This is a genomic window from Streptomyces chromofuscus (assembly GCF_015160875.1).
Classification (GTDB): Bacteria; Actinomycetota; Actinomycetes; order Streptomycetales; family Streptomycetaceae; genus Streptomyces; species Streptomyces chromofuscus.
This window is the reverse complement of sequence record NZ_CP063374.1, coordinates 2,651,585-2,676,485: the sequence shown is the minus strand read 5'-3', so window position 1 is coordinate 2,676,485 and position 24,901 is coordinate 2,651,585. Positions and strand designations below refer to the sequence as shown.

The window sequence follows — 24,901 nt, the reverse complement described above, 5'->3', positions numbered from 1 at the left end:
GCGTGGGGAACGGGTCCGCCGCCCACTCGTACGGCCCGCCGCCCCGGCGCGTTCACTCCCGTCGCGAACTCACGCGCCGCCGACCGCCGTCAGCAACGCCAGGGGCGTCGCCGCCGACCGCGACTCCCGCACACACGCGTGCGGATACGGCACCGGCTCGGCGTGCGTGTCCCGGCCGTAGCCGGCGAGCACCTCCGGCAGCCGGTGCCCGGCCGCGGTCGCCGCGTCGACCAGCGCGTGGGCCACCGTGCGGGCCTCGTCGTGCAGGCCGTAGCGCGCGAGCCCCAGCGCGATCAGCGCGTTGTCGTGCGGCCACACCGAGCCGCGGTGGTACGACAGCGGGTGGTACGCCCCCTGCCCGGCCGCCAGCGTGCGCACCCCCCAGCCGGAGAAGAAGTCGGGTTCGACCAGCCGCCGGCCGACGACCTCGCCGTACTCCTTGTCGAGCAGCCCCGACCACAGCAGGTGCCCGGCGTCCGAGGCCAGCGCGTCCACCTGGCGTCCGTCGCCGTCCAGCGCGAGCGCGGGGAAGGACCGGTCCGGCATCCAGAAGTCCCGCTGGAAACGGTCGCGGAGGTCACCGGCCGCCTGCTCCAGCAGCGCCGCGTACGTCTCGTCGTCCCACACCGTGCGGGCCAGCCACGCCGTGCGGCGCAGCGCGTCGTACGCGTACCCCTGCGCGCCCGCCGCCATCACCGGGCCGCTCGGGCGGGTGCCGTCGGCGCAGCAGATGGCGCCCGGGGAGTCCTTCCAGTTCTGGTTGGCGAGGCCGCCCCGGTCGGCGCGGTAGACGAGGTAGCCGCGGGAGGTCAGCCCGCCGTGGTCCAGCATCCAGCCGACGGCCGCCCGGGCGTGCGGCTCCAGCCGGCGGGCCAGGCGGGTGTCGGCCGTCCCCTCGGTGTACGCCCCGAGAAGCACCAGGAACAGCGGGGTCGCGTCCACCGAGCCGTAATACCGCCCGTACGGCACCTGCCCGAAGTGCGCCAGCTCGCCGTGCCGCACCTCGTGCACGATCTTGCCGGGCTGGGCGACCGCACCGGGGTCCGTCCCCGTCGCCTGGGCGGCGGCGAGGGCGGGGAGGGTGGCGGCGGCCAGCTGCGGGCGGTAGGGGAGGGCGAACAGCGAGGTCAGGAGCGCGTCGCGGCCCAGCAGGGTGAGGAACCAGGGCGCTCCGGCGGCCGGGACGCGCAGCTCCTCCCCGTCCGGCCCGGTGGCCGGGACCTGCAGCGCGGCCAGGTCGGCGAGGCCGCGCGCACAGGCCGCCGCCAGCTCCGGCCAGCCCGTCGGGAAGGCGACGCCCTCGACGAACCCGCCCTCCATGGCGAGGAGCTGCTCGTTGACGGCGGCGGGGGAGCGGGGCACGCGCAGCGCCCGCTGCTCGCCGTGCGGGCGGGCGATGACCCGCAGGGTCAGTTCTGCGGTGCCGTGCGGCTGGAGATCGAGGGCCCACACGAGGCGCCGGGCGCCGGTCCCGGTCTCCTCCACGGCGTCCGGGGCGGGATCGGCGGTCACGGTCGTACGGGACCGCCACCCACCGCGCTGGTACGTGAACTCCACGCCGTCGTCGACGACCCGGCGGGAGCGCACGGCGCCGGTCTTGGCGTACGTGCGGTGGTCCGAGCGCAGCTCGAACTGGTCGGTGAAGTCGGCGTCGACGGTCAGCGCGAGGCGGACCGTGACCGGCACCGGGCGGTTGCTGGTGACGCGCAGCAGCTCGACGAACGAGCTGTCCCCGACGGCCTGCTCCCGGAAGACCGCGTACGCGCAGGGCTCCTGCCGACCGCCGCGCGGGACGAGGACGCAGCGGGCGGTGTCCCCGTCGGCGACGGGACTGAGGGCCTCGGGCACGGCCCCGTCGACGGTGAGCTGCCAGCGGCTCAGATGCCGGGCGTCCCGGACGAAGAGGCCGTCCGGTGCGGTGCTGCCCCGCACGCCGCTGATGTCCCCGCCGTTGCCGACGGCGGCGAACGTCCCGCCGTGCACGAGCAGATGATGCCGGTCCGTCATCCCCGGTCCCCTCCCTTGGCTCCGTCGGCGCCCTTGGCCGCCAGTAGGTCGAGCGTGAGCGCGGCGGTCCAGCCGAAGCCGGTCGCGCCGCGGGCCTCGCCGGTGTGCGGGTCCACGTACTCCGCGAACCCGGACGCGTCGGCGGTGTCGATCATCGCGTCGCGCAGGGCGTCGGCCCGCTCGGTCGCGCCGTGCGTCCTGAGCCCTCGCTCCAGCAGCCAGCCGGTGTTGAACCACGCGGGCCCGCGCCAGTACCGGTGCGGGTCGAAGGCCTCGCCGCGGAGGTCGTAGCTGGGCACGAGCCGGGCGCCGAAGTGCGGGCCGCCCAGGGTGCGCACGAGGGCAGCGGCGATGTCGTGGGGAAGGGCCGGCAGGAGCAGGGGGACCAGGCCGGAGACGCAGCGCTCGGGGATCGGCCCGCCGCCGCGCAGGTCCCGGCAGAGGAACATCCCCCGCGCCGGATCCCACAACCGCTCGACCAGGACCCTCGTCAGCCGCTCCGCCCGCGCGTGCCGGGCCGTGCCCGTCGCGCCCAACTCCCGCGCGATCCGCGCCAGCGCGTGCTCCGAGGCGATCAGCAGCGCGTTGAACGCCGGATCCTCCGCCGCGAAGTCCCCCACCCCGACGCCGTGCCCCCCGTCCGGCCCGGGGCCTCGCTTCCCATCCGGCGCGGCACCCTGCCCTCCGCTCGGCGCGGCGCCCCGCCGTCCACCTGGTCCGGTGTCCTGATCCTCGCCCGGCCCGGCGCCCCGCTCCTCGTGCCGCCCGTCCCGGTAACCGCGGTCCCGGTAGTCCGCCGCCAGTCGCACGTACCGTCCGTAGTCCAGGTCCGTCGGCCGGTCCTCGGGTGCGCCGTGGTCGAGGTCGGCGCGGCGGAAGGAGCGGGCCGGGGCCGGGGTGACGCGGGCCAGCGGGGCGTCCCAGCAGGGGCTGTTGTCCATGCCCTGCTCCCAGGGGTGCACCACGGACGCGAGCCCTGCGCCGCCCAGGTCACGCCGGTGCAGCAGATAGCGGTGCCAGGCCGCCAGTCGCGGGTACACACCCGCGAGGAAGCCGCGCGCCCGCGACAGCCCCGGGTCGGCGCAGTGCACCAGCCACGCCGCCAGCGCGTGCACCGGTGGCTGCACGATGCCGGACGTCTGTACGGTGCGCGGGGCGCCCGCAGCGCGCCCCGCGGTCGAGGAGCGCCAGAAGTCGGGGCTCGGGAAGTACGCGTCGAGCGGAACGGAGGGGTTGAAGACGATGTGCGGGATGCGCCCGTCGCCCCACTGCGCGGCGAGCAGCGTCTCCAGCTCCGTCTGGGCCCGTAACGGCGACACGTGCCGCAGCCCGATCGCGATGAACGCCGAGTCCCAGGACCACTGGTGGGGGTACAGCCCGCGCGAGGGCACGGTCGACGTTCCGGTCCAGTTGGCCGCCAGCACCCGCTCGGCCCTGAGGTGCGGTGACTCCGCCGCCGGGCCCGGATCGTATGCGGTCGCGCGGGGTGCCGGACGATGGGTGAGTTGGGCAGTGCGATCCACTCGGGGCTCCCCGAAAAGACGTCCGGCCGACCGCTTCGGCCTCGGCTACCGTAGAGTTACGTCTATTTAACACGCATAACCCACTATGTAATGCAGGGTTGGGAAACACAAGGGGGTGCGCATGTCCGGACGCAGCGCGAGCCAGACCAGCGCTGGTGAACTGCTGGAACTCGTGCGGAGTGGCCGCGCCACCACGCGCGGCGCGCTCCAGCAGGTCACCGGCCTGTCCCGGGCCACCGTCGGGCAGCGCCTCGACCGTCTCTTCCGTGCCGGCTGGTTGCGTGAGGGGGCCGGCGGCCCGGTGGACTCCCCGCTCGGCGGCCGTCCTTCCATCACCCTGGAGTTCGACGACGAACACGCGGTCGTCCTCGCCGCCGACCTGGACACCCGGCACGCCCGGGCGGCCGTCCTCTCCCTGACCGGCGAGATCCTCGCCGAGCACAGCGGCACGCTGGTCATCGAGGACGGACCGGAGCCGGTGCTCGGCGAACTCGGCCGCTGGTTCGCCACGTTGCTGCAGAAGGCCGGCCACACCGGCGACGAGGTCTGCGGCATCGGCCTCGCGGTGCCCGGCCCGGTCGACACGGACACCGGCCGGGTCGTCCAGCCCCCGATCATGCCCGGCTGGGACGGCTACGACATACGCGGGCGGCTGGCCCGGGCGCTCACCGAGCACACCGGCGCCGCGCCCGTCCCCGTCCTGGTCGACAACGACGCCAACCTGATGGCATACGGCGAACACCGCGCCGGTCACCCCGACTGCTCGGCCTTCGTCCTCGTCAAGGTCTCCACCGGCATCGGCGCGGGCGTCGTCGTCGGGGGCTCGGTCTACCGGGGCATCGACGGCGGGGCCGGCGACATCGGCCACATCCGGGTGCCCGAGGGCGCCGACGCGCTGTGCCGGTGCGGTGCGTACGGCTGCCTGGCCGCCGTCGCCAGCGGGGGCGCCGTGGCCCGGCGGCTGGCCGAGACCGGGGTGCCGGCGGCGTCCGGCTCGGACGTACGGGAGCTGCTGGCGGCCGGGCATCCGGAGGCGGTGGGTCTGGCGCGGGAGGCCGGGCGCCGGGTGGGGGACGTGCTGGCGACCGTCGTGACGCTGCTCAACCCCGGCGTGCTGATGATCGCCGGAGATCTGGCCGGAACACCCTTCCTGACCGGCGTCCGGGAACTGCTCTACCAGCGTGCGCTGCCGCGCTCCACGGCGCGGCTGGACGTCGTCACCTCACGGCTCGGGGAGCGGGCCGCGCTGGTGGGGGCCGGTGCGCTGGTCGTGGAGTACCTGTTCGCGCCGGAGCGGGTGGAGGAGCGGCTGCGCGCGCTGGGTGTGTGACGGCCCGGTTGCGGTCTCCCGGCGGCGTCCGCATGGTGAAACTCCGTCGCCTGTGGCAGCGTGATTCTCGCCACCCTTGATAAGGGCTGCGCTCAGATGAGCGGATCATGCACGGCTGCACTTCTGAAAGGTGTGGCACTCAGTGCCACCCCTTGATCGTTCATCGATCGAAATCAGACGTGTTGCAGTCCGCTCACATGAGCGACAATCTGCGTCTACGGGAGGTGATGGGTTCAAGAAGTGAAAACATATGGCCGCCATCGCTTACCAAGCCTTGACTTTCGATCCAGTGGCGGACGAGTGGTTACAGGCGTATGACGCGCAAGTAGACGTACCCAGGCGCCTTCGATCTGGGTATGTTCCTCGCCGTCAGGGCAGCCACCGCGTCCTCGAGGAGTCGAGACCCGTGTCGGAAAACAAAGATCCCCAGGTAGCCGAATCCGGCAAGAGCGTTGAGGGCGTGAAGTTCGTTTACGACTTCACCGAGGGCAACAAGGACCTCAAGGACCTCCTCGGCGGCAAGGGCGCGAACCTCGCCGAGATGACCAACCTGGGTCTTCCCGTCCCTCCGGGCTTCACCATCACCACCGAGGCCTGCAAGGTCTACCTCGACAGCGGCGAGGAGCCCGCGGCACTGCGTGACGAGGTGAGTGCGCACCTCGACGCGCTGGAGCAGAAGATGGGCAAGAAGCTCGGACAGGCCGACAATCCCCTCCTCGTGTCGGTCCGCTCGGGCGCCAAGTTCTCCATGCCCGGCATGATGGACACCGTCCTCAACATCGGCCTGTCCGACAAGTCGGTGCAGGGCCTGGCCAAGCAGGCCGGCGACGAGCGGTTCGCCTGGGACTCCTACCGCCGCCTCATCCAGATGTTCGGCAAGACCGTCCTCGGCGTCGACGGCGACCTCTTCGAGGAGGCGCTGGAGAAGGCCAAGGAGGCCAAGAAGGTCACGGTCGACACCGAGCTGGAGGCCGCGGACCTGAAGAAGCTCGTCACCTCCTTCAAGAAGATCGTCAAGAAGGAGGCCGGCCGGGACTTCCCGCAGGACCCGCGCGAGCAGATGGACCTCGCCATCAAGGCCGTGTTCGACTCCTGGAACGGCGACCGGGCCAAGCTCTACCGCCGCCAGGAGCGCATTCCGCACGACCTCGGCACGGCCGTCAACGTCTGCTCGATGGTCTTCGGCAACCTGGGCCCCGACTCCGGCACCGGCGTCGCCTTCACCCGCGACCCCGCCTCCGGCCACCAGGGCGTCTACGGCGACTACCTGCAGAACGCCCAGGGCGAGGACGTCGTGGCGGGCATCCGCAACACCGTCCCGCTCGCGGAGCTGGAGCAGATCGACAAGAAGTCGTACGACCAGCTGATGCAGATCATGGAGACGCTGGAGAACCACTACAAGGACCTGTGCGACATCGAGTTCACGATCGAGCGCGGCCAGCTGTGGATGCTCCAGACGCGCGTCGGCAAGCGCACCGCGGGCGCCGCCTTCCGCATCGCGACCCAGCTGGTGGACCAGGGCCTGATCGACGAGGCCGAGGCCCTGCAGCGGGTGAACGGCGCCCAGCTCGCCCAGCTGATGTTCCCCCGCTTCGACGAGAGCGCCAAGGTCGAGCAGGTCGGCCGGGGCATCGCGGCGTCCCCGGGCGCGGCGGTCGGCAAGGCGGTCTTCGACTCCTACACCGCGGTGAAGTGGTCGCGCTCCGGCGAGAAGGTCATCCTGATCCGCCGTGAGACCAACCCCGACGACCTGGACGGCATGATCGCGGCCGAGGGCATCCTGACCTCGCGCGGCGGCAAGACCTCCCACGCGGCCGTGGTCGCGCGCGGCATGGGCAAGACCTGTGTCTGCGGCGCGGAGGAGCTGGAGGTCGACACCAAGCGCCGCCGGATGACGGTGCCGGGCGGCCACGTGGTGGAGGAGGGCGACCTCATCTCCATCGACGGCTCGACGGGCAAGGTGTACCTGGGCGAGGTGCCGGTGGTCCCGTCCCCGGTCGTGGAGTACTTCGAGGGCCGGATGCACGCGGGCGCCGACGACGCCGACGAGCTGGTCGAGGCGGTGCACCGCATCATGGCGTTCGCCGACCGCAAGCGCCGGCTGCGGGTGCGGGCCAACGCGGACAACGCCGAGGACGCGCTGCGGGCCCGCCGGTTCGGCGCGCAGGGGATCGGCCTGTGCCGTACCGAGCACATGTTCCTCGGCGACCGCCGCGAGCTGGTGGAGCGCCTGATCCTGGCGGACACGCAGACCGAGCGCGAGGAGTCGCTCAAGGAGCTGCTGCCGCTGCAGAAGCAGGACTTCGTGGAGCTCTTCGAGGCGATGGACGGCCTGCCGGTCACCGTCCGGCTGCTGGACCCGCCGCTGCACGAGTTCCTCCCCGACATCACCGAGCTGTCGGTCCGCGTCGCCCTGGCGGAGTCCCGCCAGGAGCCGCACGAGAACGAACTGCGGCTGCTCCAGGCGGTCCACCGCCTGCACGAGCAGAACCCGATGCTGGGGCTGCGCGGTGTCCGGCTGGGTCTCGTCATCCCCGGCCTGTTCACGATGCAGGTCCGGGCGATCGCCGAGGCCGCGGCCGAGCGCAAGGCCGCGAAGGGCGACCCCCGCGCCGAGATCATGATTCCGCTGGTCGGCACCGTCCAGGAGCTGGAGATCGTGCGCGACGAGGCCGACCAGGTCATCGCGGAGGTCGAGGCGGCGAGCGGGACGAAGCTGAAGCTGGCGATCGGCACCATGATCGAGCTGCCGCGCGCCGCGCTGACCGCCGGTCAGATCGCCGAGGCGGCCGAGTTCTTCTCCTTCGGCACCAACGACCTGACGCAGACGGTGTGGGGCTTCAGCCGGGACGACGTGGAGGCCTCGTTCTTCACGGCGTACCTGGAGAAGGGCATCTTCGGCGTGTCGCCGTTCGAGACGATCGACAAGGACGGCGTGGGCTCGCTGGTCGCCGCCGCCGCGAAGGCCGGCCGCGAGACCCGTCCCGACCTGAAGCTCGGCGTCTGCGGCGAGCACGGCGGTGACCCGGAGTCCGTCCACTTCTTCCACGAGGTGGGGCTGGACTACGTCTCCTGCTCGCCGTTCCGGATCCCGGTGGCGCGGCTGGAGGCGGGCCGCGCGGCGTCGCAGTCGGTGGGCAGCGACCACCGCTGACCCAGAGACCCCGGAGCCGTCACTGATCCCCGACCTCACCGATCCGGCGGCGGTTCCGGTGCACGAAGGCCGGACCGGCCCGGGCGAGGGCGGCACCCTGTGCGGGGGGTGCCGCCCTCGCCCGCCTCCGCGTCACTCTCCGGGCTGATCCAGCTCCGCGGCGAGCCGGCGCAGGCGCGGGCCGTACTCGGGGTCGGCCAGGGCCGCGGCGAACTGGGCGGTGAGGTAGGCCAGCGGGTTGCCGGTGTCGTACCAGCGTCCCTGGATGACCTGCCCGTACACGGCCCGGCTGCCGGCGTAGGCGTTGATCGCGTCGGTCAGGTAGATCTCACCGGTCCGGTGCTCGTACCAGCGCCTGGTCTGCTCCCGCAGCTCGTCGACGATGCCGGGGGTGACGACGTACCCGCCGATGGCCGCGTAGGCGGAGGGCGCGTCCCGTGGTTCCGGCTTCTCCACCAGGCCGGTGATGCGCAGCAGGCCCTCGCCGAGATCCTCCCTGACGACCGGTACGCCGTACCGCTGCGAGTCGGCCGGTTCCATCGGCATCAGCGCGAGGACCGGGCAGCTCGTGGCCTCGTAGGCCCGGATCAGCTGCTGGGCGCGCGGCACGTCGGCGACGAACACGTCGTCCGGCCACAGCACGAGCATTGGCTCGTCACCGGCGTGGCGGGCGGCGTTGAGGACGGGCGTGCCGTTGCCGTACGGGCCGTGCTGGTCGAGATAGGTGATGTGGCCGAGCCGGGAGAGCTCGCCGACCTCCTCCACGGCGTCCGCGTACGCCGCCTTGCCGGCGGCGCGCAACTGCTCGACGAGTACCGGGTTGGGCCGGAAGTGGTCCTGGATGAGCCCCTTGCCGCCCGAGACCACGATCGTGATGTCGGTGATGCCGGAGGCCACGAGCTCGCGGACGGTGTGCTCGATGACGGGTTTGTCGCCGACGGGCAGCATCTCCTTGGGCGTTGCCTTGGTCAGTGGAAGAAGCCTGGAACCGAGACCGGCGGCGGGAATGACCGCCCTGCGGATGGTCGTGGCCATGGAGCCCCCCAGAGGCGAAGTCGGTGGCGCGGACGTGAGGTGGTGCGGCGGAGAGTGTCCCACCCGGACGCGCACCACCGGCGGACCGCGCATGCCGGGACGTGGCGGAGCGCGGCGCCGTTCACCCGTCCGGGGCCGCCGGTCCGGCGCCGGACCCCCGGGGCGCGGGGTGAGCGCCGCCTACGCGAAGGCCCAGCCGCTCCACCGGCCGACCCGCACGGCGACCGCGGGGCCCCGGGGCGGGCTGCCCCGGTACTGGTCGTATCTGTCGCACAGCGACGCGACGGCGCGACGGCGTTCCTCACCGTCCTCCAGGACCTCGCCCCGCCCGTCGGCGCGGGCCCACCACAGCGCCGTCCAGTCCTCGTCGTAGTGGTCGACCAGCACCGCCACCGCGGGGTTCTCCCGGATGTTGCGCAACCGCCGCAGGTCCCCGGTGCTCTTGGGCTTGTCGTCCACGGCGAAGTACAGGACCTCGTCGAGGACGACGAACGTCACCGGGACGACATGGGGCACCCCGTCGGCGCCGGCCGTCGCCAGCCGGGCCACGGGCGAGGTGAGGAAACGCCGCCTGGCCTCGAACGCCGAGAGCCTCATGCGTCCACCGTAGCCGGGGCGCGACCGGCGGGGGTCAAGCGGACAACCCCGGTGAACGTCCCTGCCCCGGCACGGTCGCTACGCCCGGAAGGGACCCGTCACCTCGTACGTGATGCCGCCGGAGGAGCTGCCGCTCGTACCGCGCTGGCTGGAGAAGTACAGGCGCCGGCCGTCGGGGGAGAGCGCCGGTCCCGTGATCTCCGAACCGGACTGGCCGTCGACGCGCAGGAAGGGGGCGATCACGTCGCTCGGCGTGATGACGCAGATCTCCATGGTGCCGCCGTCCTCCGCGACGAACAGGTCACCGGAGGAGGAGCCGGTGATGTTGTCGACGCCGGTGAGGGGTGCGGTGCCGGAGGTGACGAGCGAGTCGTCGTACGCCAGCTCGTAGGTGTTGTTGAGGAGGTTGACCTGCCAGACGCGGTTGTCGCCCTTGGTGGTGAACCAGACCGTGTCGTTCGCGTAGTAGCAGCCCTCGCCGCCGTTGAAGGACTTCGAGCCGGAGACCTGGGTGCGGGTGGTGGTCGGGGAGCCGTCCGGGTCGGGCACGTTGGCCCAGGTGAAGGAGCCGGAGGTGGCGCTGCCGGCGACCATGACCTGGAGGGTGCCGGAGGACAGGTCGCCCCAGGTGTTCGGGACGAAGCGGTAGAAGCGGCCGTTGGTCTCGTCCTCGGTCAGGTAGACCACCCTGCGGACGGGGTCGGCGGCCGCCGCCTCGTGCTTGAAACGGCCCATCGCGTCACGGCGGACCGCCGCCTTCACGCCCCACGGGTCGGTCTCGTAGACGTAGCCGAGGGATACCTCCTCGCAGGACAGCCAGGTGTTCCACGGGGTCTTGCCGCCCGCGCAGTTGGTGCGGGTGTTGGAGAGGATGCGGTACGCGCCGGTGATCGCGCCGGTCGACGAGAACTTCACCGCGCTCGCGCCGCCGCCCGGGCTGATCTCCGAGTTGGAGACGTAGATCCAGCCGGTGCCGTCGACATAACAGGCGCCGCCGTCGGGGGCGTTGTGCCAGGTGTACGAGGTGCCGGGGACCGTCTGCCCGGAACGGGCGATCACCCGGCTGGTGAAGCCGCTGGGGAGTCTGATGCCGTTGGCGTCGGGGGAACCGAGTGCCCCGTAGGGGCCCGCGCCCGGCTGGGCGGGGGCCGCGTACGCGGCGCCGCGCCACAGGCTTCCACCGAGGGCTGCCGTTGAGCCGCCGAGGACGGCCGCACGCAGGAGGCTACGACGTTCCACTCTCACTCCAAGAGGTGCCGTGACCGACCCGCCGCCGGTCGGCGGCGGGGTCGTGCGCTCAGGGACCCTAGGGGAGCGGGGTGGACATGTCGTGGACGGTCCGTGACGCGCCGGCGGCGGCTACGGGGACCGGAAGCTGCACGCGCACGCGAAGTGAGTTCGCCGTCATGGCGCTCACCACCCTCGTCATCACGGCCACCGCGCTGCTGGAGGGCGTCCTCGTCGGACTCGTGGCCGGGGTGGTGCTCGCCGCGCTGCGCATGTCCCAGGCGGTCGTACGCCCGCACGTCGACGACGACACGGCACGGGTCGTCATGGCGGGCAACGCCACGCTCCTTCGGCTGCCGCGCCTGATCGAGGCGCTGGAGCGGGCCGCCGCCGCGGGGAAGCCGCGCATCCGGCTCGACCTGCTCGGGGTCACCCACCTCGACCACGCCTGCCGCACCCGGATCGACGAGTTCGTGGCGCAGCAGCCGGGGGCCGGACTGCGGGTGGAACTGCTGATGCCGGATCCGACGGCGGGGACGAAGGCGCCGGCCGCGGGTGGCACCGTGGCGGACGTAGCTGGAAGGACGGCGGACGTGTCGGGCCGCACGGACGCGGGTGGTGCCGTGGCCGGTGCCGCCGGGGAGGGCGGGCCGGGCACGTACGCGTCGCCGGGTCTGCCGGGCCCCACGGCCGAATGGTTCCACCTGGACACGAGCGCCCTGCCCGGAGCGCGGGACCGGGTGAGCTGAGGATCGCGCCCGCCGCCGACGAGGGACGCGGCGGGCGCGATCACGTGCGACGGGTACCACCTCCTCAAGTACAGGGTGTGCAGGGGCCATTGACTTCCTGAGCATGCGTTGGTTGGGTGGCTCATCCACTGAGTCACCGGGTCACCGAGGCGCATCACGGAGGAACCGCATGGAGGCACTGCCCCGCGACACCGTCGTCGACGTCCTGGAGGAGCGGCTGCGCGAGGACATCCTCGCCGGGCGGCACCCCGTCGGCAGCTACCTGCCGCCGGAACGCCGGCTCGCCGACGGCTACGGCGTCAACCGCACCACCCTCAAGCACGCCTTCGGCCGCCTCGTCCAGGCGGGGCTGCTGGAGACCAGACACGGCGTGGGCACCCGGGTGCGGGACTTCGCCCGCCTCGGCGGCGCCGACCTGCTGCCCATGCTGGTGAAGCACAGCCCGGACTGGGTCGGCGAGATCTTCGAAGTGCGGCGCGGCGTCGGCCGGTTGATCGCCGGGCAGGCCGCCGCCCGGGCCACCGCACGCGACCGCGCGGAACTGCGCGCCCTGCTCGACGCCGTACGCGACGCCGAGGGCGGGGAGGCCGTCCAGCTCGCGGACATCGAGGTGCACCGGGCCCTGGCCCGCGCCACCGGCAACCGCGTCTACGTCCTGCTGACCAACACCCTCTTCAACGCCTATCTGCCGGTGCGGGCCGCCCTCGTGGGGCCCTTCACCGACGCCGGGGCCGCCCACGCGCGCCTCGCACCGGTGGTGGACGCCGTGGCGGCCGGCGACGAGGACCGCGCCCGGCAGGCGGCCGAGGCCTATCTGACGGCGACCGAGCGGATCATGCTGGAGGGCCTCGCATGACGGGCGACGCGAAGGCCCGCGCCGCGACGCGCGCCTCCCGCGCGCCGGGGACACGCGGCACGACGTTCCGCGAGACCATGCTCGGCACGGTCCGGCTCGACGGCGCGGACCGCGCCCGCCCGGTCCGCCTCGACCTGTGCGTCTCGGCTGACCGGGTGCTGCGCCCGCACACCACGACCGACGCCCGGGCCACCGGACGCGTACGGATCGCGGGCCTGGCCGACGACCCGGCGGCGCAGGGCGAGATGGAGATCGCGCCGCTGGCCCGGCGCCGCATCCGCTACCGCATCGGCTTCACCGCCGACGGCCGCCGCCTCACCCTCGACGGCTGGAAGTCGGTCAGCCCGCGCAGGCCGCTCACCTCCATGACCGTGCTGCCGTTCACCCTGTACGAGAACGGGGCGCGCATCGGCGCGGGCACGCTGCGCTTCCCCCTCACGACCGGTCTGGCCCCGTTCCTGGCGAGCTTCCGCTTCCCGCGCCGCGAGCCCGCGGACGCGCTCACCGCGCCCCGCTGGAACGGCGAGCCGGGCCGCACCGAGGTCTGGTACACCACCCTCACCGACCCGGCCACCGGCACGGGACTGTGGCTGCACCACGAGCTCACCGCGCCCGCCGACGGCTCCCCGCCCTACGCGCACGGCTGGGCGGCGGCCTTCCCCGCCGAAGGACCCGTGCGGCACGCCCGCTTCGGCCCGGCCCCGTGGGACCGGCCCGGCGACGGGTTCACCGCGGCGGGAGCGTCCGCGACGCCCGGGCGGCTGACCGGAGAGGCGGACACGTTCCGCTGGGACCTCGCCGAACGACCGGCCGACGCCCCGCTGTTCACGTTCCCGCGCTGGTCCTGGCGCCGGTCCCTGCTGCCCGCCGCCCAGATCCTGCCCGCCGCGCGCGCCACGTACGACGGCACCTTCACCTTCGACGGCACCACCCTGAGGCTCGCCGGCGCCCCCGGCGCGTCCGCCCGCATCTACGGCCACGGCAACGCCCGGCGCTGGGCCTGGCTGCACGCGGACCTCGGCGGGGGCGACGTCCTGGAGATCGTCGCCGCGGTCTCCATGCGGCCCGTGCTGCGCCGGCTGCCTCCGCTGGTGTTCCTGCGGCTGCGGCGGGGCGGCGGCACCTGGCCGCGTCGCGCGGAGCGCGGCGCGGTCGGCTGGGCCGGCCTGGGCCGGTTCCGCGCGACGATCGACCGGCCGGCCTGGACCGTGACCGGCCGCGCCGGGCTGCGCCGCATCCGGGTGGAGGTCACCCAGCCCGAGGACCGCACCCTCGCGCTCGACTACACCGACCCGGACGGCAGCCCCGCGACATGCCGCAACAGCGAACGCGCCGACGCCCACGTGCTGCTGGAACGTTGGTGGTGGCCGGGCGGCTGGCGCACCGAGGCCGAGTGGCGCCTCGACGGCACCGCCCACGCCGAAGTGGGCACCCGATGAGCCTCACCGGGTTCGTGGCCGCGCTGCTCGCCGACGACGGCACCGAGCCCTGGGCCGCCCGCGTACCCGACCGCCTCGAGGGGGTGCTCGCCTCGCTGCCGCGGGCCGCCCGCTGCGGCGTGCGGGCCGCCGCACTCGCCGCCTACGCCTACGCCGTGGCCCGCACCGGCCGCTCCCTCGCCGCCCTCACCGCCGACGAGCGGGAGTCGGTGATCGCCGGGCTCGGCGCACACCGGGCGCCCGCCACCGTCCTCGACGTGCTCAAAGTGCCCGTCCTGCTCGCGGCCGGTACCGAACGCATGCTCCAGGACGGCATGGCGGCCACCGCGCCGGCCCCCGCCGACCCACCGCTCGACTGCACACCCGCCGGCGCCTGGCCCGCCCGCTCCACCGCCGACGCCGTCGTCGTCGGCTCCGGTGCGGGCGGCGCCACGGCCGCCCGCACCCTGGCCCGCGCCGGGCTCGACGTGGTCGTTCTGGAGGAGGGGCACCACCACTCCACCGCCTCGTTCGGCCGGCGCCCCCCGCTGGACCGGTTCGCCGAGCTGTACCGGGACGGCGGCGCCACCGTCGCCCTGGGCACCCCGCCGCTGCTGCTGCCCGTCGGCCGGGCGGTCGGCGGGACCACCGTCGTCAACTCCGGCACCTGCTACCGCACCCCCGACCACGTCCTGGCCCGCTGGCGCGACGACTTCGGATTCGCGCTCGCCGAACGCCTCGGGCCCTGCCTCGACGAGGCAGAACGCACCCTGCGCGTCGGTCGCCAGAGCCTCGACGTCCTCGGCGCCAACGGACGCCTCGCGCTGGCCGGCGCGGAGCGCCTCGGCTGGCGGGCCGCGCCGCTGCGGCGCAACGCGCCCGGCTGCAAGGGCTCCTGCCAGTGTGTGGTGGGCTGCCCGACCGGCGCCAAGCAGAGCGTCCAGCTCTCCGTCCTGCCCGACGCCTGCGCCGCCGGGGCGCGCATCGTGACCGGCGCCCGGGTACGGCGGATCCTGGTGGACGGTGACCGGCCCGGCGGGCCGCGTGCCGCGGGCGTACGCGTGCGCCGCGACGGCGGCGGGGAGTTCGAGATCCTGGCCCCGCTCGTGGTCGTGGCCGCGGGCGCCCTGCAGTCGCCGCCGCTGCTGCGCCGCTCCGGCCTCGGCGGTCATCCGCGGCTCGGCCGCAACCTCAGCGTCCATCCGGCCACCAGTGTCGCCGGCCGCTTCGCCGAACCGGTCACCGCCTGGGAGGGCGTACTGCAGAGCGTCGGCGTGGAGGAGCACCACCACGAGGGTGTCCTGATCGAGGCCACGGCCACCCCGCCGGGCATGGGGTCCTTCGTCCTGCCGGGCCTGGGCAGGCAATTGCGGGACGAACTGGCCGGCGCCGGGCGTCTCGCCACGCTCGGCGCGATGATCGCCGACCGCCCCTCGGGCCGGGTCCTCGGCCGTGATCGCACGCTGCTCCGCTACGACCTGCACCCTCGCGACGCCGGCCGGCTCCTGCGGGCCGTACGCGCCATGGGCGAGCTGCTGTTCGCCGCGGGCGCGGAGGAGGTCCTCACCGGCATCCCCACCGCTCCCCGCGCCCGCACCCCGGCCGCCCTGGACGCCCTGCTCGCCGGGGTGAGCGCGCGCCACCTGCATCTGTCCGCCTACCACCCCACCGGAACGGTGGCCGCGGGCGCCGACGCCGAACGCGCCCCGGCCGACCCGGCGGGACGGCTCCGCGGCGTACGGGGCGTGCTGATCGCCGACGCCTCGGTGCTGCCCGGCTGCCCCGAGGTGAACCCGCAGCTGAGCATCATGGCCGCGGCGCTGGCGGTCACCGAGGCCTTCCTGGAGGACTGAGGCGGGCGGGAGGCGGCCTCAGTCTCCCGCCCGCACCGTGCGGACCTCGTAGGCCCGCACCCGCACCGTCGCGTCGTCCAGGCACTGGCCGGACAGCAGGTCGAAGCGCTGCTTGAGCAGGGGGGAGGCGACGAAGGGGCGGCCCTGGTGGGTGCCGGTCAGGCCCCGGGAGAGCACCGCGGCGCCGGTGAAGGGGTCGCGGTTGCCGACGGCGTACAGCCGGTCCCCGCGGTCGCGGAAGACGGCGACCTGCTCGCCGTCCGGCAGCAGCGCCGCCACTCCCCGGCCGGGGAGCAGCAGCCGCAGCTCGCAGACCGTGAACCAGCCGTCGGCCGACCGGAGCTGGACCATCAGGTCGGTCGTCTCGGGTGCCAGGGTCATCGCTGGGCGCTTCCTTCCAGGACGTCGGCCGTGTGCTCGGCGGGACGCATGCCGATCGACAGCAGCGGCAGGTCGGGCTTGATCTGGTCGCGTTCGGGGACGAAGGCGACGACGGGGTCGGGGGTGTCGGGCGCGTTCACGAAGGAGACGAAGCGGGCCAGCTTCTCGGGGTCGTTGATGGTCTGCGCCCATTCGTCGCGGTAGTTCGCGACGTGGGCCGCCATCAGCTGCTCCAGCTCCTCGCAGATGCCGAGGGAGTCCCCCACCACCACGTCCCGCACGTGGTCCAGGCCGCCGGGGATGCGCTCCAGCCAGGTCGACGTGCGCTCCAGGCGGTCCGCCGTGCGGATGTAGAACATGAGGAAGCGGTCGATCAGCCGGACGAGTTCGGCGTCCGACAGGTCCTGCGCCAGCAGGTCCGCGTGCCGGGGGGTGGCGCCGCCGTTGCCGCCGACGTACAGGTTCCAGCCGTTCGACGTGGCGATCACGCCGAAGTCCTTCGACTGGGCCTCCGCGCACTCGCGGGCGCAGCCGGAGACGGCGGACTTGAGCTTGTGCGGCGAGCGCAGGCCCCGGTAGCGCAGCTCCAGGTCGATCGCCATGCGGACGGAGTCCTGGACGCCGTACCGGCACCAGGTCCGGCCCACGCAGGACTTCACGGTGCGCAGGGACTTGCCGTACGCGTGGCCGGACTCGAAGCCCGCGTCCACCAGGCGGGCCCAGATCAGCGGCAGCTGCTCGACGCGGGCGCCGAACATGTCGATCCGCTGGCCGCCGGTGATCTTCGTGTAGAGGCCGAAGTCGCGGGCGATCTCGCCGATCACGATCAGTTTCTCCGGTGCGATCTCACCACCGGGGATGCGCGGGACGACGGAGTACGAGCCGTTCTTCTGGAGGTTGGCCAGGAAGTGGTCGTTGGTGTCCTGCAGGGAGGCCTGCTCGCCGTCCAGCACATAGCCGTTCGCGCCGATCGCCGGGGCGAGGGAGGCGATGATCGAGGCGACGGCCGGCTTGCACACCTCGCAGCCGTCGCCGCCGCGGGCGCCGTCACGTCCGTAGCGGTCCAGCAGGTCCTGGTACGACGTGACACGCAGCGCCAGGACGATCTCGTACAGCTCCTCGCGGGTCTGTGCGAAGCAGCCGCACAGGCCCTTGTCGACCTCGACGCCGCTCGCCTCCAGCTCGGCGGTGACCAGCTGGCCGAGCACCTTGACGCAGGAGCCGCAGCCCGTGCCGGCCTTGGTGCACTTCTTCACCTCGGGCACGGTCACACACTGGTGGTCCGTCACCGCGCCGCGGATCGTGCCCTTGGTGACGTTGTGGCAGGAGCAGATCACCGCGTCGTCGGGCAGCGCGGACGGACCGAGCTGGGCGCCGCCGCCCGAACCGGCCGGCAGCACGAGGGACTCGGGGGCGACGGGCGGGACGGAACCGGTGAGGGCGCGCAGGGTGCCGTAGGCGTCCGCGTCACCGACCAGGATGCCGCCGAGCAGCGTGCCGTCACGGCCGATGACCAGCTTCTTGTACAGGCCGCTGCGGGAGTCGGAGTAGACGACGTCGAGGCAGTCCTCGGCGGTGCCGTGCGCGTCGCCGAAGGACGCCACGTCCACGCCGAGCAGCTTCAGCTTGGTGGACAGGTCGGCGCCGACGAAGGACGCCTCGTCCGCCGCGATGGTCGCCGCCACCGTCTCGGCCTGCTCGTAGCCGGGGGCGACCAGGCCGTACACCCGGCCGTCCGCGGCCTGCGCGCACTCGCCGATCGCGAACACGTGCGGGTCGGTGAGCGTGCGGCACTGCTCGTCGACGGCGATGCCGCCGCGCTCGCCGACCGTCAGCCCCGAGTCCCGGGCCAGCTGGTCGCGGGGGCGGACACCGGCGCTGAACACCACCAGGTCGACGGCGAGTTCGCTGCCGTCGGACAGCTTCATGCCGGTGACGGCGCCCGCGGCGTCGGTGACGATCTCCTGCGTGCCCGTGCCGGTGTGCACGGTCAGGCCCATGTCCTCGATGGTGCGCAGCAGCGCCGCGCCGCCGCCGTCGTCGACCTGCACCGGCATCAGCCGCGGCGCGAACTCCACGATGTGGGTGGACAGACCCAGGCCCTTCAGGGCGCCCGCGGCCTCCAGCCCGAGCAGGCCGCCGCCGACGACCGCGCCCGTCGTCGCCCTGGTCCGGGCGTACTCCTCGATGGCGAGGAGGTCCTCGATCGTGCGGTACACGAAGCAGCCGGTCGCGTCCTTGCCGGGCACCGGCGGGACGAACGGGTACGAGCCGGTGGCGAGGACCAGGATGTCGTACTCGTAGACCTGCCCGGAGCGGGCGGTGACCTTGCGGGCCGCGCGGTCGACCGTCTCCGCCGGGTCGCCGACGCGCAGGTCGATCCCGTGCTTGTCGATGAAGCCCATGTCGGTCATGGAGAGGTCCTCGGGCGTCCTGCCCGAGAAGTACGAGGTGAGCTGGACGCGGTCGTACGCGGGACGCGGTTCCTCGCAGAGCACGACCACGCTGTGCGTGGCGGTCAGGCCGCGCTCGGCGAGCGCTTCGAGGAAGCGCTGCCCCACCATGCCGTGGCCGACGAGCACGATCGTGGGGCGGGGCCGGTCCCCGACAGGTGCGGTCGTGGACATTCAGGAGCCTCCATCGTTGGTGAGCAGGTGGAGCAGGGGGCCGTCGTCGGGGAGCGGCTCCGCTCCCTCCCAGGCGCGGGCGAGGGCGCCGACGGTGCCGAGTTCGCCGACGAGGACCCCGCCGACCAGGCGGTCGTCGCGGACGACGACCTTGCGGTAGGTGCCCCGGGTGGCGTCGGCGAGCTGCACGACGTCGTCGCCGGGGCGGGGTTCCGTCTCGCCGAACGCGGCGAGGTCGAAGGGGGCCTGACCGGCCAGGGTGAGGCGGGTGAGGGAGCGGGTGCCGGTGTAGCGGGCGGTGCCGCTGCCCGCCAGCAGCTCGGCGAGGGCGTCGGCCTGGTCGAGCGCCGGGGCGGCGAGGCCGTACAGGGTGCCGTCGTGCTGGGCGCAGTCGCCGATCGCGCGGATGTGCGGGTCGGAGGTGCGCAGCTCGTCGTCGACGAGGACGCCCTTGTGGACCGCGAGCCCGGCCGCCTCGGCGAGGCCCGCGCGGGGGCGGACACCGCAGGCCAGGACCACCAGGTCGGCGTCGAGGGCGTAACCGTCGGCCAGCTCCACCGAACGGACCGCGCCCGCGACGACCCGTACGTCGCGCACCCGGCACTCGGTGTGCACCTCGACTCCGAGGTCGGTCAGGTGCCGCCGGACCAGCCGGGACGCGGCCGGGTCGAGCTGACGCTCCATCAGCCGCTCGGACTGCTGGGCGAGCACGACCTGCGCGCCGCGCACGGCGAGCGCGCGGGCGGCGGAGACCCCGAGCAGCCCGCCGCCGATGACGACCGCGCGCACGCCGGGGCGTACCGCCTTCGACAGGCCGAGGCAGTCGTCCATGGTGCGGAAGGCGTGGACGCCCTCCGGCAGCACGTGGTCGGCGGCGAACAGACCGCGCAGCGGCGGCAGCACCGGGTTGGAGCCGGTGGCGAGGACCAGCGTGTCGTATGCGATCAGCGAACCGTCCGCGCAGCTCACCGTCCGTTCCTCGCGGTCGATCCCGGTCACCCGGGCGCGGACCAGCTCCGCCGGGGCCGGGACGCCCGGCAGGGAGATCACGTCCGGGTGGTACCGGCCGGCCAGCACCTCGGCGAGCAGGACCCGGTTGTACGGACGGTGCTCCTCCTCGCCGACGACCAGCGCGGGCGTGCCGAGCTCACCGAGCCGACGGGCGAGCCGTACGCCCGCGAGGCCGGCGCCGATCACCACCACACGCGTATTCGAGGTCATGCATCGCAGCGTGCGGGGCGGGTGTTACCCGACCGCATCACCGCTGTTTCCCGCGAGGAACGCTGCCCTCAGCACAGGCGGCGGATGAGTGTGAGGGGCACGCGCCCGCGGCCGGGGCCGCGGTGAGGGGCGCGGGGCGGGGCGCCGGCCGAACCACGCCGGGGACGCACCGACGGCACGGGATAAGGTCCCGATCATGCCCGACATACCCCTCGCCATGGTCGCCGCACTCTGCCTCGCCGCCCTCGCGGCCGGCTGGATCGACGCCGTGGTCGGCGGGGGAGGCCTGCTGCTCCTGCCCGTGCTGCTGCTGGGACTGCCCGCCGGCACCCCGGCCGCGTACGCGCTCGGCACCAACAAGGCGGTCGCCATCGTCGGCACGACCGGCGCCGCCGTGACCTACGCCCGCAAGGCCCCCGTCGACGTGCGCACGGCGATCCGTATCGGCCTGGCCGCGCTCGCGGGCTCCTCCGGCGGCGCCTTCTTCGCGGCCGGCATGAGCACGGAGGTGCTCAAGCCCCTGATCATGGTGGTGCTGCTCGGTGTGGCGGCCTTCGTGATCCTCAAGCCCGCCTTCGGCACGGCCCCGGCGCCGGGGCCGGTCACCCGGCGCCGGATCCTCGCCGCGATCGGCCTGGCGGGCCTCGGCATCGGTTTCTACGACGGCCTGATCGGCCCCGGCACCGGTACGTTCCTGGTCCTCGCCCTGACCGCCGTGCTCCACCTCGACCTGGTCACCGCCTCCGCCACCGCGAAGATCGTCAACTGCTGCACCAACGCCGGCGCTCTCGCCACCTTCGCCTGGCAGGGCACCGTGCTGTGGCAGCTGGCCGCGCTGATGGCGGTGTTCAACCTCGCGGGCGGCACCCTGGGCGCGCACACCGCGCTGAAGAAGGGCAGCGGTTTCGTCCGGGTCGTGCTGCTGACGGTGGTGTTCGCCCTGGTGGCGAATTTGGCGTACGAGCAGTGGGTGGCCTGACCAGCGCCTGTCGGGCGGATCACGCCGCAGCCGTCGGCGGTACCGCCATGACGCCCGTGTCCAGGAGACGGGCACCGGAAGCGGCTGGCCCGAATGCCGGGCTTCTGCGCGCGTCGGCCAGGGGGAGCCCGGCGGCACGCCGTGACCGGGTTACCGTCGACCGGCATGCGACGTGGGAGCACGGGAGGTGTCGCGATGTCGGGCGTTGGAGCACGCACCGGCGCGACACCCCTGCCGATCATCCTCGGACTCGCCCTCGCTTTCGCGGTCACGGTCGTCGATCCGCTGGTGCTCAGCCTGAATCTGCCGCAGGTGAGCCAGGCCCTCCACGTGCCACCGCAAGTCGTCGGATTGCTCGGCGGAGCGGCGACGCTGGTGATGGCCGCCTCCGTCCTCGCCGCGGGCAGGATCGGGGACGCCGTCGGGCTCAAGCGGCTGCTGATGCTGGGGCTGGCCGTCGTCACGGTCGTCGACCTGCTGTCCACGCTGTCTCCCGGCTACGGCTTCCTGCTGGCGATGCGGTTCCTGATCGGGCTGGGGATGACCGCGCTGCTGGGAGTGCCGCTGGCCCTGCTGAAGGTGTCCGTGGCGCCGGAGAAGCGGCCGGTGGCCATCGGTGTGCTGATGGCCGTGTATGTGGTCCTGTGCGGGGTGATCCCCCCCTTCACCGGCTGGGCGGTGGCCGCCGTCGGGTGGCGGGTCGTCTTCCTGATCGCCCCGGTGCTGTGCCTGGTCTCGCTCGGGTTGACCGCCCGGTACGTCCCCGAGTCACCCGTTCAGCAGGGCCGTCGCCTCGACATGGCCGGTGTCGTGCTGATCGGCGTGACCCTGCTGGCCTTCGTCGTCGGCCTCGCCGAGGCACAGAACGGCGTCACCCGGCCCGGGACCTGGGGACCACTGGCGGGTGGCACGGTCCTCGCCGTGCTCTGCGTGCTCCACGCACGCCGCGTTCCCGAACCCGCGCTGGACCCGGCGTTGTTCCGCAGCACTCCGTTCACCGTGGCCCTGGCGGCGACCCTCACGCTGAACTTCCTGTGCGCCGGACTCGGCATCGTCCTGGGGCAGTTCGGCAGCAGGGTGCTGTCGCTGTCCCCCGAGTCCATCGGCCTGCTGTACTTGCCCGGCACCGTGCTGATCGCAGGCGCCGTCGTCCTGGCCGGGCGCCTGGTCGAGAAGTACACCCCGCGGCCGGTGATGGTCACCGGTCTGCTGGTGATGGCGACCGGGGGTCTGCTGATGGCGGGCACCGCCGGCCCCGGGATGGCGGTATGGCTGCTCGTGCCGGCCATCTGGCTGTCCAACCTCGGGGCGGTGGTCACTTCGGCATCGGTTTCCGAGACGGTCCTGTCCCAGGCACCGCCCGGGCATTCCGGCACGGTGGCCTCCGTCCAGATGGCCTTCGCGGTGACCGGCGCCGCACTGGGGCCCACCGTCTATCTACTGCTTCTCAACCTCTTCTTCCGGAGGGAGTGGCTGGCCGACGCGGAGTCACGCGGGCTGTCGGCGACCCGGGCCGAGCGGGCCGTGGATGCCGTGCGCAGCGGGATGGCGCAGAGCCCGGGCAGCACCGTGTACGACCCGAACCTGCTCCGACAGGCCTCGGGGCTGGACCTCGGGCTGGACTTCGCCGACGGACTGCGGCTCACCATGCTGACCGTCAGCGTGCTGCCCCTCGTCGTGGCGGCGGCGGCCTTCTGGATGATGCCCCGCCGCGAGAAGCACCGGACGTAGGGCCCGGCGCGTCATTTCCTGCCGGTGCCGGTGCGGCTGTCGCGGGGTCCGTTCCGCGCATCGCCGAGTCCGTCACGCGCTCCCCGTCAGGTGCGCGAAGACGACGACGTTGCCCTGGTAGCCGGTGCTGCTGGAATAGCCGCCGCCGCAGGTGATCACCCGGAGCTCGGGCCGGGCCGCCGCGCCGTACACCTTGCGGTCGGGGAAGTTCTTGGCGTCGTACACCTCGATCGCGTCGACCTCGAAGCGGGCCACGCTCCCGTCGCGCCGGTCCACCTCGATCACGCTGCCGCGTCTGAGGGCGCCGAGTCGGTAGAAGACGGCGGGTCCGTCGGCGTTGTCGACGTGCCCGGCGACGATGGCGGTGCCGGTCTCACCGGGAGTGGTGCCGGCCTCGTACCAGCCGGCGAGGTTCTTGTCGGCCGCGGGCGGCACGTCCAGGCTGCCGGTGCGGGTCAGGCCGAGGCCCATCAGGGGCGCGTTCACACGGATCGCGGGGATGCGGATGCGGTCGGGCGGGGACGGCGGCAGCCCGGGCGCCGCCGGCTGCCCCACGGAGGCTCCGGTGTGCGCCTCCACGGCCGACGGCTGCGGCGGGGCGGGCGCGTCGCGCCCGGTGGACAGCAGCCACACGCCGGCGCACAGGGCGACGACGGTGACGCCGGCTATCGCGGCGTCGCCCGTGGTGCCGTACCTGCCCATGTCGGCCTCCCAGCTCGACTGCTCGCCCCGTTCCCCTCCGGGCCGCGAGGGGCGTCGGACCCGGAGGGGGCGGGGTGATGCGGTACCGGCGGACGGACAGCGGAGGGTGTCCGTCAGATCCCGTCGCCTCTCGCCCGGCGATGCAGGAGCCAGGTACCGCCCGCGCCGGCGACGGCGAGAGCCGCCACGCCGGCCGCGGTCTGCACGGGGTCGGTGCCCAGGGCGCCGCCGACCCCCGTCTTCACAATGCCTCTCGGGTGCACGTAACCCCGGGCCGATTCCAGGACGACCTCCAGGTCGCCGCGGACCTCCGGGCCGTCGCCGGCGCACTTGGCGACGATCTCGTACGTCCCCGGCTGCGCGCTCGGCGGCACCCTGAACTGCCCGATCACGTCGTTCTCGTGGGTGCTGGGCGCGAGCGTGAACCGCCCCGCCCCCACCGCGCTGGCGTCACCCTCCGCCGTGCCGCCCTCGCCGCAGGCGGCGGTGTTCACCGTGACGTCACCGCCCGGCACCGCGGTGGACGGCAGCACCTCCAGGCGTGCCGCGTCCGCGCCGTACACGGGTGCGGCGAGCGACCCCGCGGTGGCGACGGCGAGCGTGGTACCGATCAGCAGACGGGCGCTACGTCGCATCGATGCTCCTCACGAGGTCTCCGGCGGGCCACGCCCCGCGGCACCCCATGTGCCGCCGTCGGTCGCGCCCTTGCACTTCCGAGGTAAAGCGCACGACGGCCTGCCCGCTCCCTGAAGGCTCGTCAGATTCGCCCGGAAAGGGGTCCCGCAGGCGCCTCCGCACCCTGCCGGAAACCCCGTTTCAGCAGGTCACCGCCGTCCGCGGGCCGCCAAGAGCACGAGAACCCGAAGGGCGCGGGGCGGAGGTGTGAACGGGTGATCGCACCCCGGAAAACCCGTGACGCGCCGACGCGACCGCGACGTGACCTCACCCTTGGTCGAGGTATCGGCCTTGCCGGCATGACGCACCCCACCTCGGACCCGTCCGCCCCCTGGCCGTCACCGCCGTCATCGGCAGCAACCGGCACGGCCGCTTCGGCCCCGTTGTCGCCGAGTGGCTGCTCGACCGCGTCCGGGACCGCCCGGACCTGACCCTCCAGGTGGTCGACGTGGCCGGAACCGACCTGCCGACGAACCTCGCGCGCAGCCCGCGGAACCGTGCCCCAGCGGCCGGCCGTCCGCGGCGGTGGTGATGTCTGGGCCGCCTCGAACCAGGCGTGGTCGTACGCGTAGCGGCCCTCGTCCTCGTCGGCGCCCAGCCCGGGCGTCGCGGTGTGCATGACGGGCAGCCGGTACTCCGTTCTCCGCTCCCGCTCGCGCAGCACCAGCTTCGTGCCGACGTCCCGCGTCTCCACCCGGTGGAGGCCGGCGTGACCGGTCAGGTGCAGTGACCAGCCGGTGAACTGTCGCCTCGCGCACCGCAGACCCGCACAGCGAGGCCGGCCGCCTCCCGGACGCCTCTCGCACGCCCCGGGGACGGCCGGCCGCATCCGCCGG

At 73.6% G+C, this 24,901-nt stretch carries 17 protein-coding genes and 2 pseudogenes; 9 read left to right on the top strand and 10 right to left on the bottom strand.

What is annotated here, in order from left to right; genetic code table 11:
• Positions 1-69 precede the first annotated feature (69 nt).
• Positions 70-2,007: an amylo-alpha-1,6-glucosidase gene (locus IPT68_RS12000; RefSeq protein ID WP_189698318.1), complete on the bottom strand. Its 1,938-nt coding sequence runs from the start codon at positions 2,005-2,007 to the stop codon at positions 70-72.
• Entirely contained in the window at positions 2,004-3,530 is a 1,527-nt protein-coding gene (locus IPT68_RS11995; protein ID WP_189698317.1) for an MGH1-like glycoside hydrolase domain-containing protein, read from the bottom strand. The genes IPT68_RS12000 and IPT68_RS11995 overlap by 4 nt, the downstream gene beginning before the upstream one ends.
• Positions 3,531-3,651: 121 nt before the next feature.
• Here IPT68_RS11995 and IPT68_RS11990 point away from each other — a divergent pair, with 121 nt between their 5' ends.
• On the top strand, positions 3,652-4,860 hold the full coding sequence (locus tag IPT68_RS11990; protein ID WP_189698316.1) for an ROK family protein: 1,209 nt from the start codon (positions 3,652-3,654) through the stop codon (positions 4,858-4,860).
• A 406-nt stretch (positions 4,861-5,266) separates the two neighbouring features.
• The gene (gene ppdK, locus IPT68_RS11985; protein ID WP_189698315.1) at positions 5,267-8,014 is read left to right on the top strand and encodes a pyruvate, phosphate dikinase; all 2,748 of its coding nucleotides are present in this window, start codon (positions 5,267-5,269) and stop codon (positions 8,012-8,014) included.
• 132 nt (positions 8,015-8,146) lie between these two features.
• On the opposite strand, the gene IPT68_RS11980 is transcribed toward ppdK, so the two are convergent.
• The 3 genes from IPT68_RS11980 to IPT68_RS11970 form a co-directional block, all read right to left on the bottom strand.
• Positions 8,147-9,049, bottom strand: coding sequence for a UTP--glucose-1-phosphate uridylyltransferase (locus tag IPT68_RS11980; protein ID WP_189698314.1), 903 nt, complete (start codon positions 9,047-9,049; stop codon positions 8,147-8,149).
• Between the two features lie 180 nt (positions 9,050-9,229).
• The gene (locus tag IPT68_RS11975; protein ID WP_189698313.1) at positions 9,230-9,646 is read right to left on the bottom strand and encodes a TIGR03668 family PPOX class F420-dependent oxidoreductase; all 417 of its coding nucleotides are present in this window, start codon (positions 9,644-9,646) and stop codon (positions 9,230-9,232) included.
• Positions 9,647-9,724: 78 nt separating this feature from the next.
• A complete protein-coding gene (locus IPT68_RS11970) occupies positions 9,725-10,885 on the bottom strand; it encodes an alkaline phosphatase PhoX (protein ID WP_189698312.1) in 1,161 nt (386 codons plus the stop codon).
• Between the two features lie 149 nt (positions 10,886-11,034).
• On the opposite strand from IPT68_RS11970, the pseudogene IPT68_RS11965 reads away from it, so the two are divergent.
• The 4 genes and pseudogenes from IPT68_RS11965 to IPT68_RS11950 form a co-directional block, all read left to right on the top strand.
• Positions 11,035-11,622, top strand: a pseudogene (locus IPT68_RS11965) (SulP family inorganic anion transporter); the annotation flags it as partial.
• Between the two features lie 169 nt (positions 11,623-11,791).
• A complete protein-coding gene (locus IPT68_RS11960; RefSeq protein WP_189698311.1) occupies positions 11,792-12,478 on the top strand; it encodes a FadR/GntR family transcriptional regulator in 687 nt (228 codons plus the stop codon).
• The gene (locus tag IPT68_RS11955; protein WP_189698310.1) at positions 12,475-13,917 is read left to right on the top strand and encodes a hypothetical protein; all 1,443 of its coding nucleotides are present in this window, start codon (positions 12,475-12,477) and stop codon (positions 13,915-13,917) included. The genes IPT68_RS11960 and IPT68_RS11955 overlap by 4 nt, the downstream gene beginning before the upstream one ends.
• Entirely contained in the window at positions 13,914-15,749 is a 1,836-nt protein-coding gene (locus IPT68_RS11950; RefSeq protein WP_189698309.1) for a GMC family oxidoreductase, read from the top strand. Before IPT68_RS11955 ends, IPT68_RS11950 begins: the two co-directional genes overlap by 4 nt.
• Before the next feature lie 18 nt (positions 15,750-15,767).
• Here IPT68_RS11950 and nirD read toward each other — a convergent pair whose 3' ends face one another.
• From nirD to IPT68_RS11935, 3 genes are read right to left on the bottom strand one after another with little or no spacing between them, the layout of a single operon-like run.
• Positions 15,768-16,130 carry a nitrite reductase small subunit NirD gene (nirD, locus tag IPT68_RS11945; protein ID WP_189698308.1) on the bottom strand — a complete coding sequence of 121 codons (363 nt, stop codon included), beginning with the start codon at positions 16,128-16,130 and terminating at the stop codon, positions 15,768-15,770.
• Positions 16,127-18,757, bottom strand: coding sequence for a nitrite reductase large subunit NirB (nirB, locus tag IPT68_RS11940; protein ID WP_189698307.1), 2,631 nt, complete (start codon positions 18,755-18,757; stop codon positions 16,127-16,129). Before nirB ends, nirD begins: the two co-directional genes overlap by 4 nt.
• Positions 18,758-19,978, bottom strand: coding sequence for an NAD(P)/FAD-dependent oxidoreductase (locus IPT68_RS11935; RefSeq protein ID WP_189698306.1), 1,221 nt, complete (start codon positions 19,976-19,978; stop codon positions 18,758-18,760).
• 196 nt (positions 19,979-20,174) lie between these two features.
• On the opposite strand from IPT68_RS11935, the gene IPT68_RS11930 reads away from it, so the two are divergent.
• The gene (locus IPT68_RS11930) at positions 20,175-20,957 is read left to right on the top strand and encodes a sulfite exporter TauE/SafE family protein (protein ID WP_189698305.1); all 783 of its coding nucleotides are present in this window, start codon (positions 20,175-20,177) and stop codon (positions 20,955-20,957) included.
• A 195-nt stretch (positions 20,958-21,152) separates the two neighbouring features.
• Entirely contained in the window at positions 21,153-22,688 is a 1,536-nt protein-coding gene (locus tag IPT68_RS11925) for an MFS transporter (RefSeq protein ID WP_189698304.1), read from the top strand.
• Between the two features lie 72 nt (positions 22,689-22,760).
• Here IPT68_RS11925 and IPT68_RS11920 read toward each other — a convergent pair whose 3' ends face one another.
• Together IPT68_RS11920 and IPT68_RS11915 are read right to left on the bottom strand one after the other, a co-directional pair.
• Positions 22,761-23,390 (bottom strand): class F sortase, encoded by a 630-nt coding sequence (locus IPT68_RS11920; protein WP_189698303.1) that lies wholly within the window; start codon positions 23,388-23,390, stop codon positions 22,761-22,763.
• Between the two features lie 113 nt (positions 23,391-23,503).
• Positions 23,504-24,025, bottom strand: coding sequence for a hypothetical protein (locus tag IPT68_RS11915; RefSeq protein ID WP_189698302.1), 522 nt, complete (start codon positions 24,023-24,025; stop codon positions 23,504-23,506).
• A gap of 371 nt (positions 24,026-24,396) precedes the next feature.
• On the opposite strand from IPT68_RS11915, the pseudogene IPT68_RS33980 reads away from it, so the two are divergent.
• Positions 24,397-24,576: pseudogene (locus tag IPT68_RS33980) on the top strand (NAD(P)H-dependent oxidoreductase); the annotation flags it as partial.
• Positions 24,577-24,901 lie beyond the last annotated feature (325 nt).

Coding starts and splice junctions, on each gene's coding strand:
- IPT68_RS12000 (WP_189698318.1), bottom strand. CDS start 2,007: ATGACGGACCGGCATCATCTGCTCGTGCACGGCGGGACGTTCGCCGCC.
- IPT68_RS11990 (WP_189698316.1), top strand. CDS start 3,652: ATGTCCGGACGCAGCGCGAGCCAGACCAGCGCTGGTGAACTGCTGGAA.
- IPT68_RS11980 (WP_189698314.1), bottom strand. CDS start 9,049: ATGGCCACGACCATCCGCAGGGCGGTCATTCCCGCCGCCGGTCTCGGT.
- IPT68_RS11975 (WP_189698313.1), bottom strand. CDS start 9,646: ATGAGGCTCTCGGCGTTCGAGGCCAGGCGGCGTTTCCTCACCTCGCCC.
- IPT68_RS11960 (WP_189698311.1), top strand. CDS start 11,792: ATGGAGGCACTGCCCCGCGACACCGTCGTCGACGTCCTGGAGGAGCGG.
- IPT68_RS11955 (WP_189698310.1), top strand. CDS start 12,475: ATGACGGGCGACGCGAAGGCCCGCGCCGCGACGCGCGCCTCCCGCGCG.
- IPT68_RS11950 (WP_189698309.1), top strand. CDS start 13,914: ATGAGCCTCACCGGGTTCGTGGCCGCGCTGCTCGCCGACGACGGCACC.
- nirD (WP_189698308.1), bottom strand. CDS start 16,130: ATGACCCTGGCACCCGAGACGACCGACCTGATGGTCCAGCTCCGGTCG.
- nirB (WP_189698307.1), bottom strand. CDS start 18,757: ATGTCCACGACCGCACCTGTCGGGGACCGGCCCCGCCCCACGATCGTG.
- IPT68_RS11935 (WP_189698306.1), bottom strand. CDS start 19,978: ATGACCTCGAATACGCGTGTGGTGGTGATCGGCGCCGGCCTCGCGGGC.
- IPT68_RS11930 (WP_189698305.1), top strand. CDS start 20,175: ATGCCCGACATACCCCTCGCCATGGTCGCCGCACTCTGCCTCGCCGCC.
- IPT68_RS11925 (WP_189698304.1), top strand. CDS start 21,153: ATGTCGGGCGTTGGAGCACGCACCGGCGCGACACCCCTGCCGATCATC.
- IPT68_RS11920 (WP_189698303.1), bottom strand. CDS start 23,390: ATGGGCAGGTACGGCACCACGGGCGACGCCGCGATAGCCGGCGTCACC.
- IPT68_RS11915 (WP_189698302.1), bottom strand. CDS start 24,025: ATGCGACGTAGCGCCCGTCTGCTGATCGGTACCACGCTCGCCGTCGCC.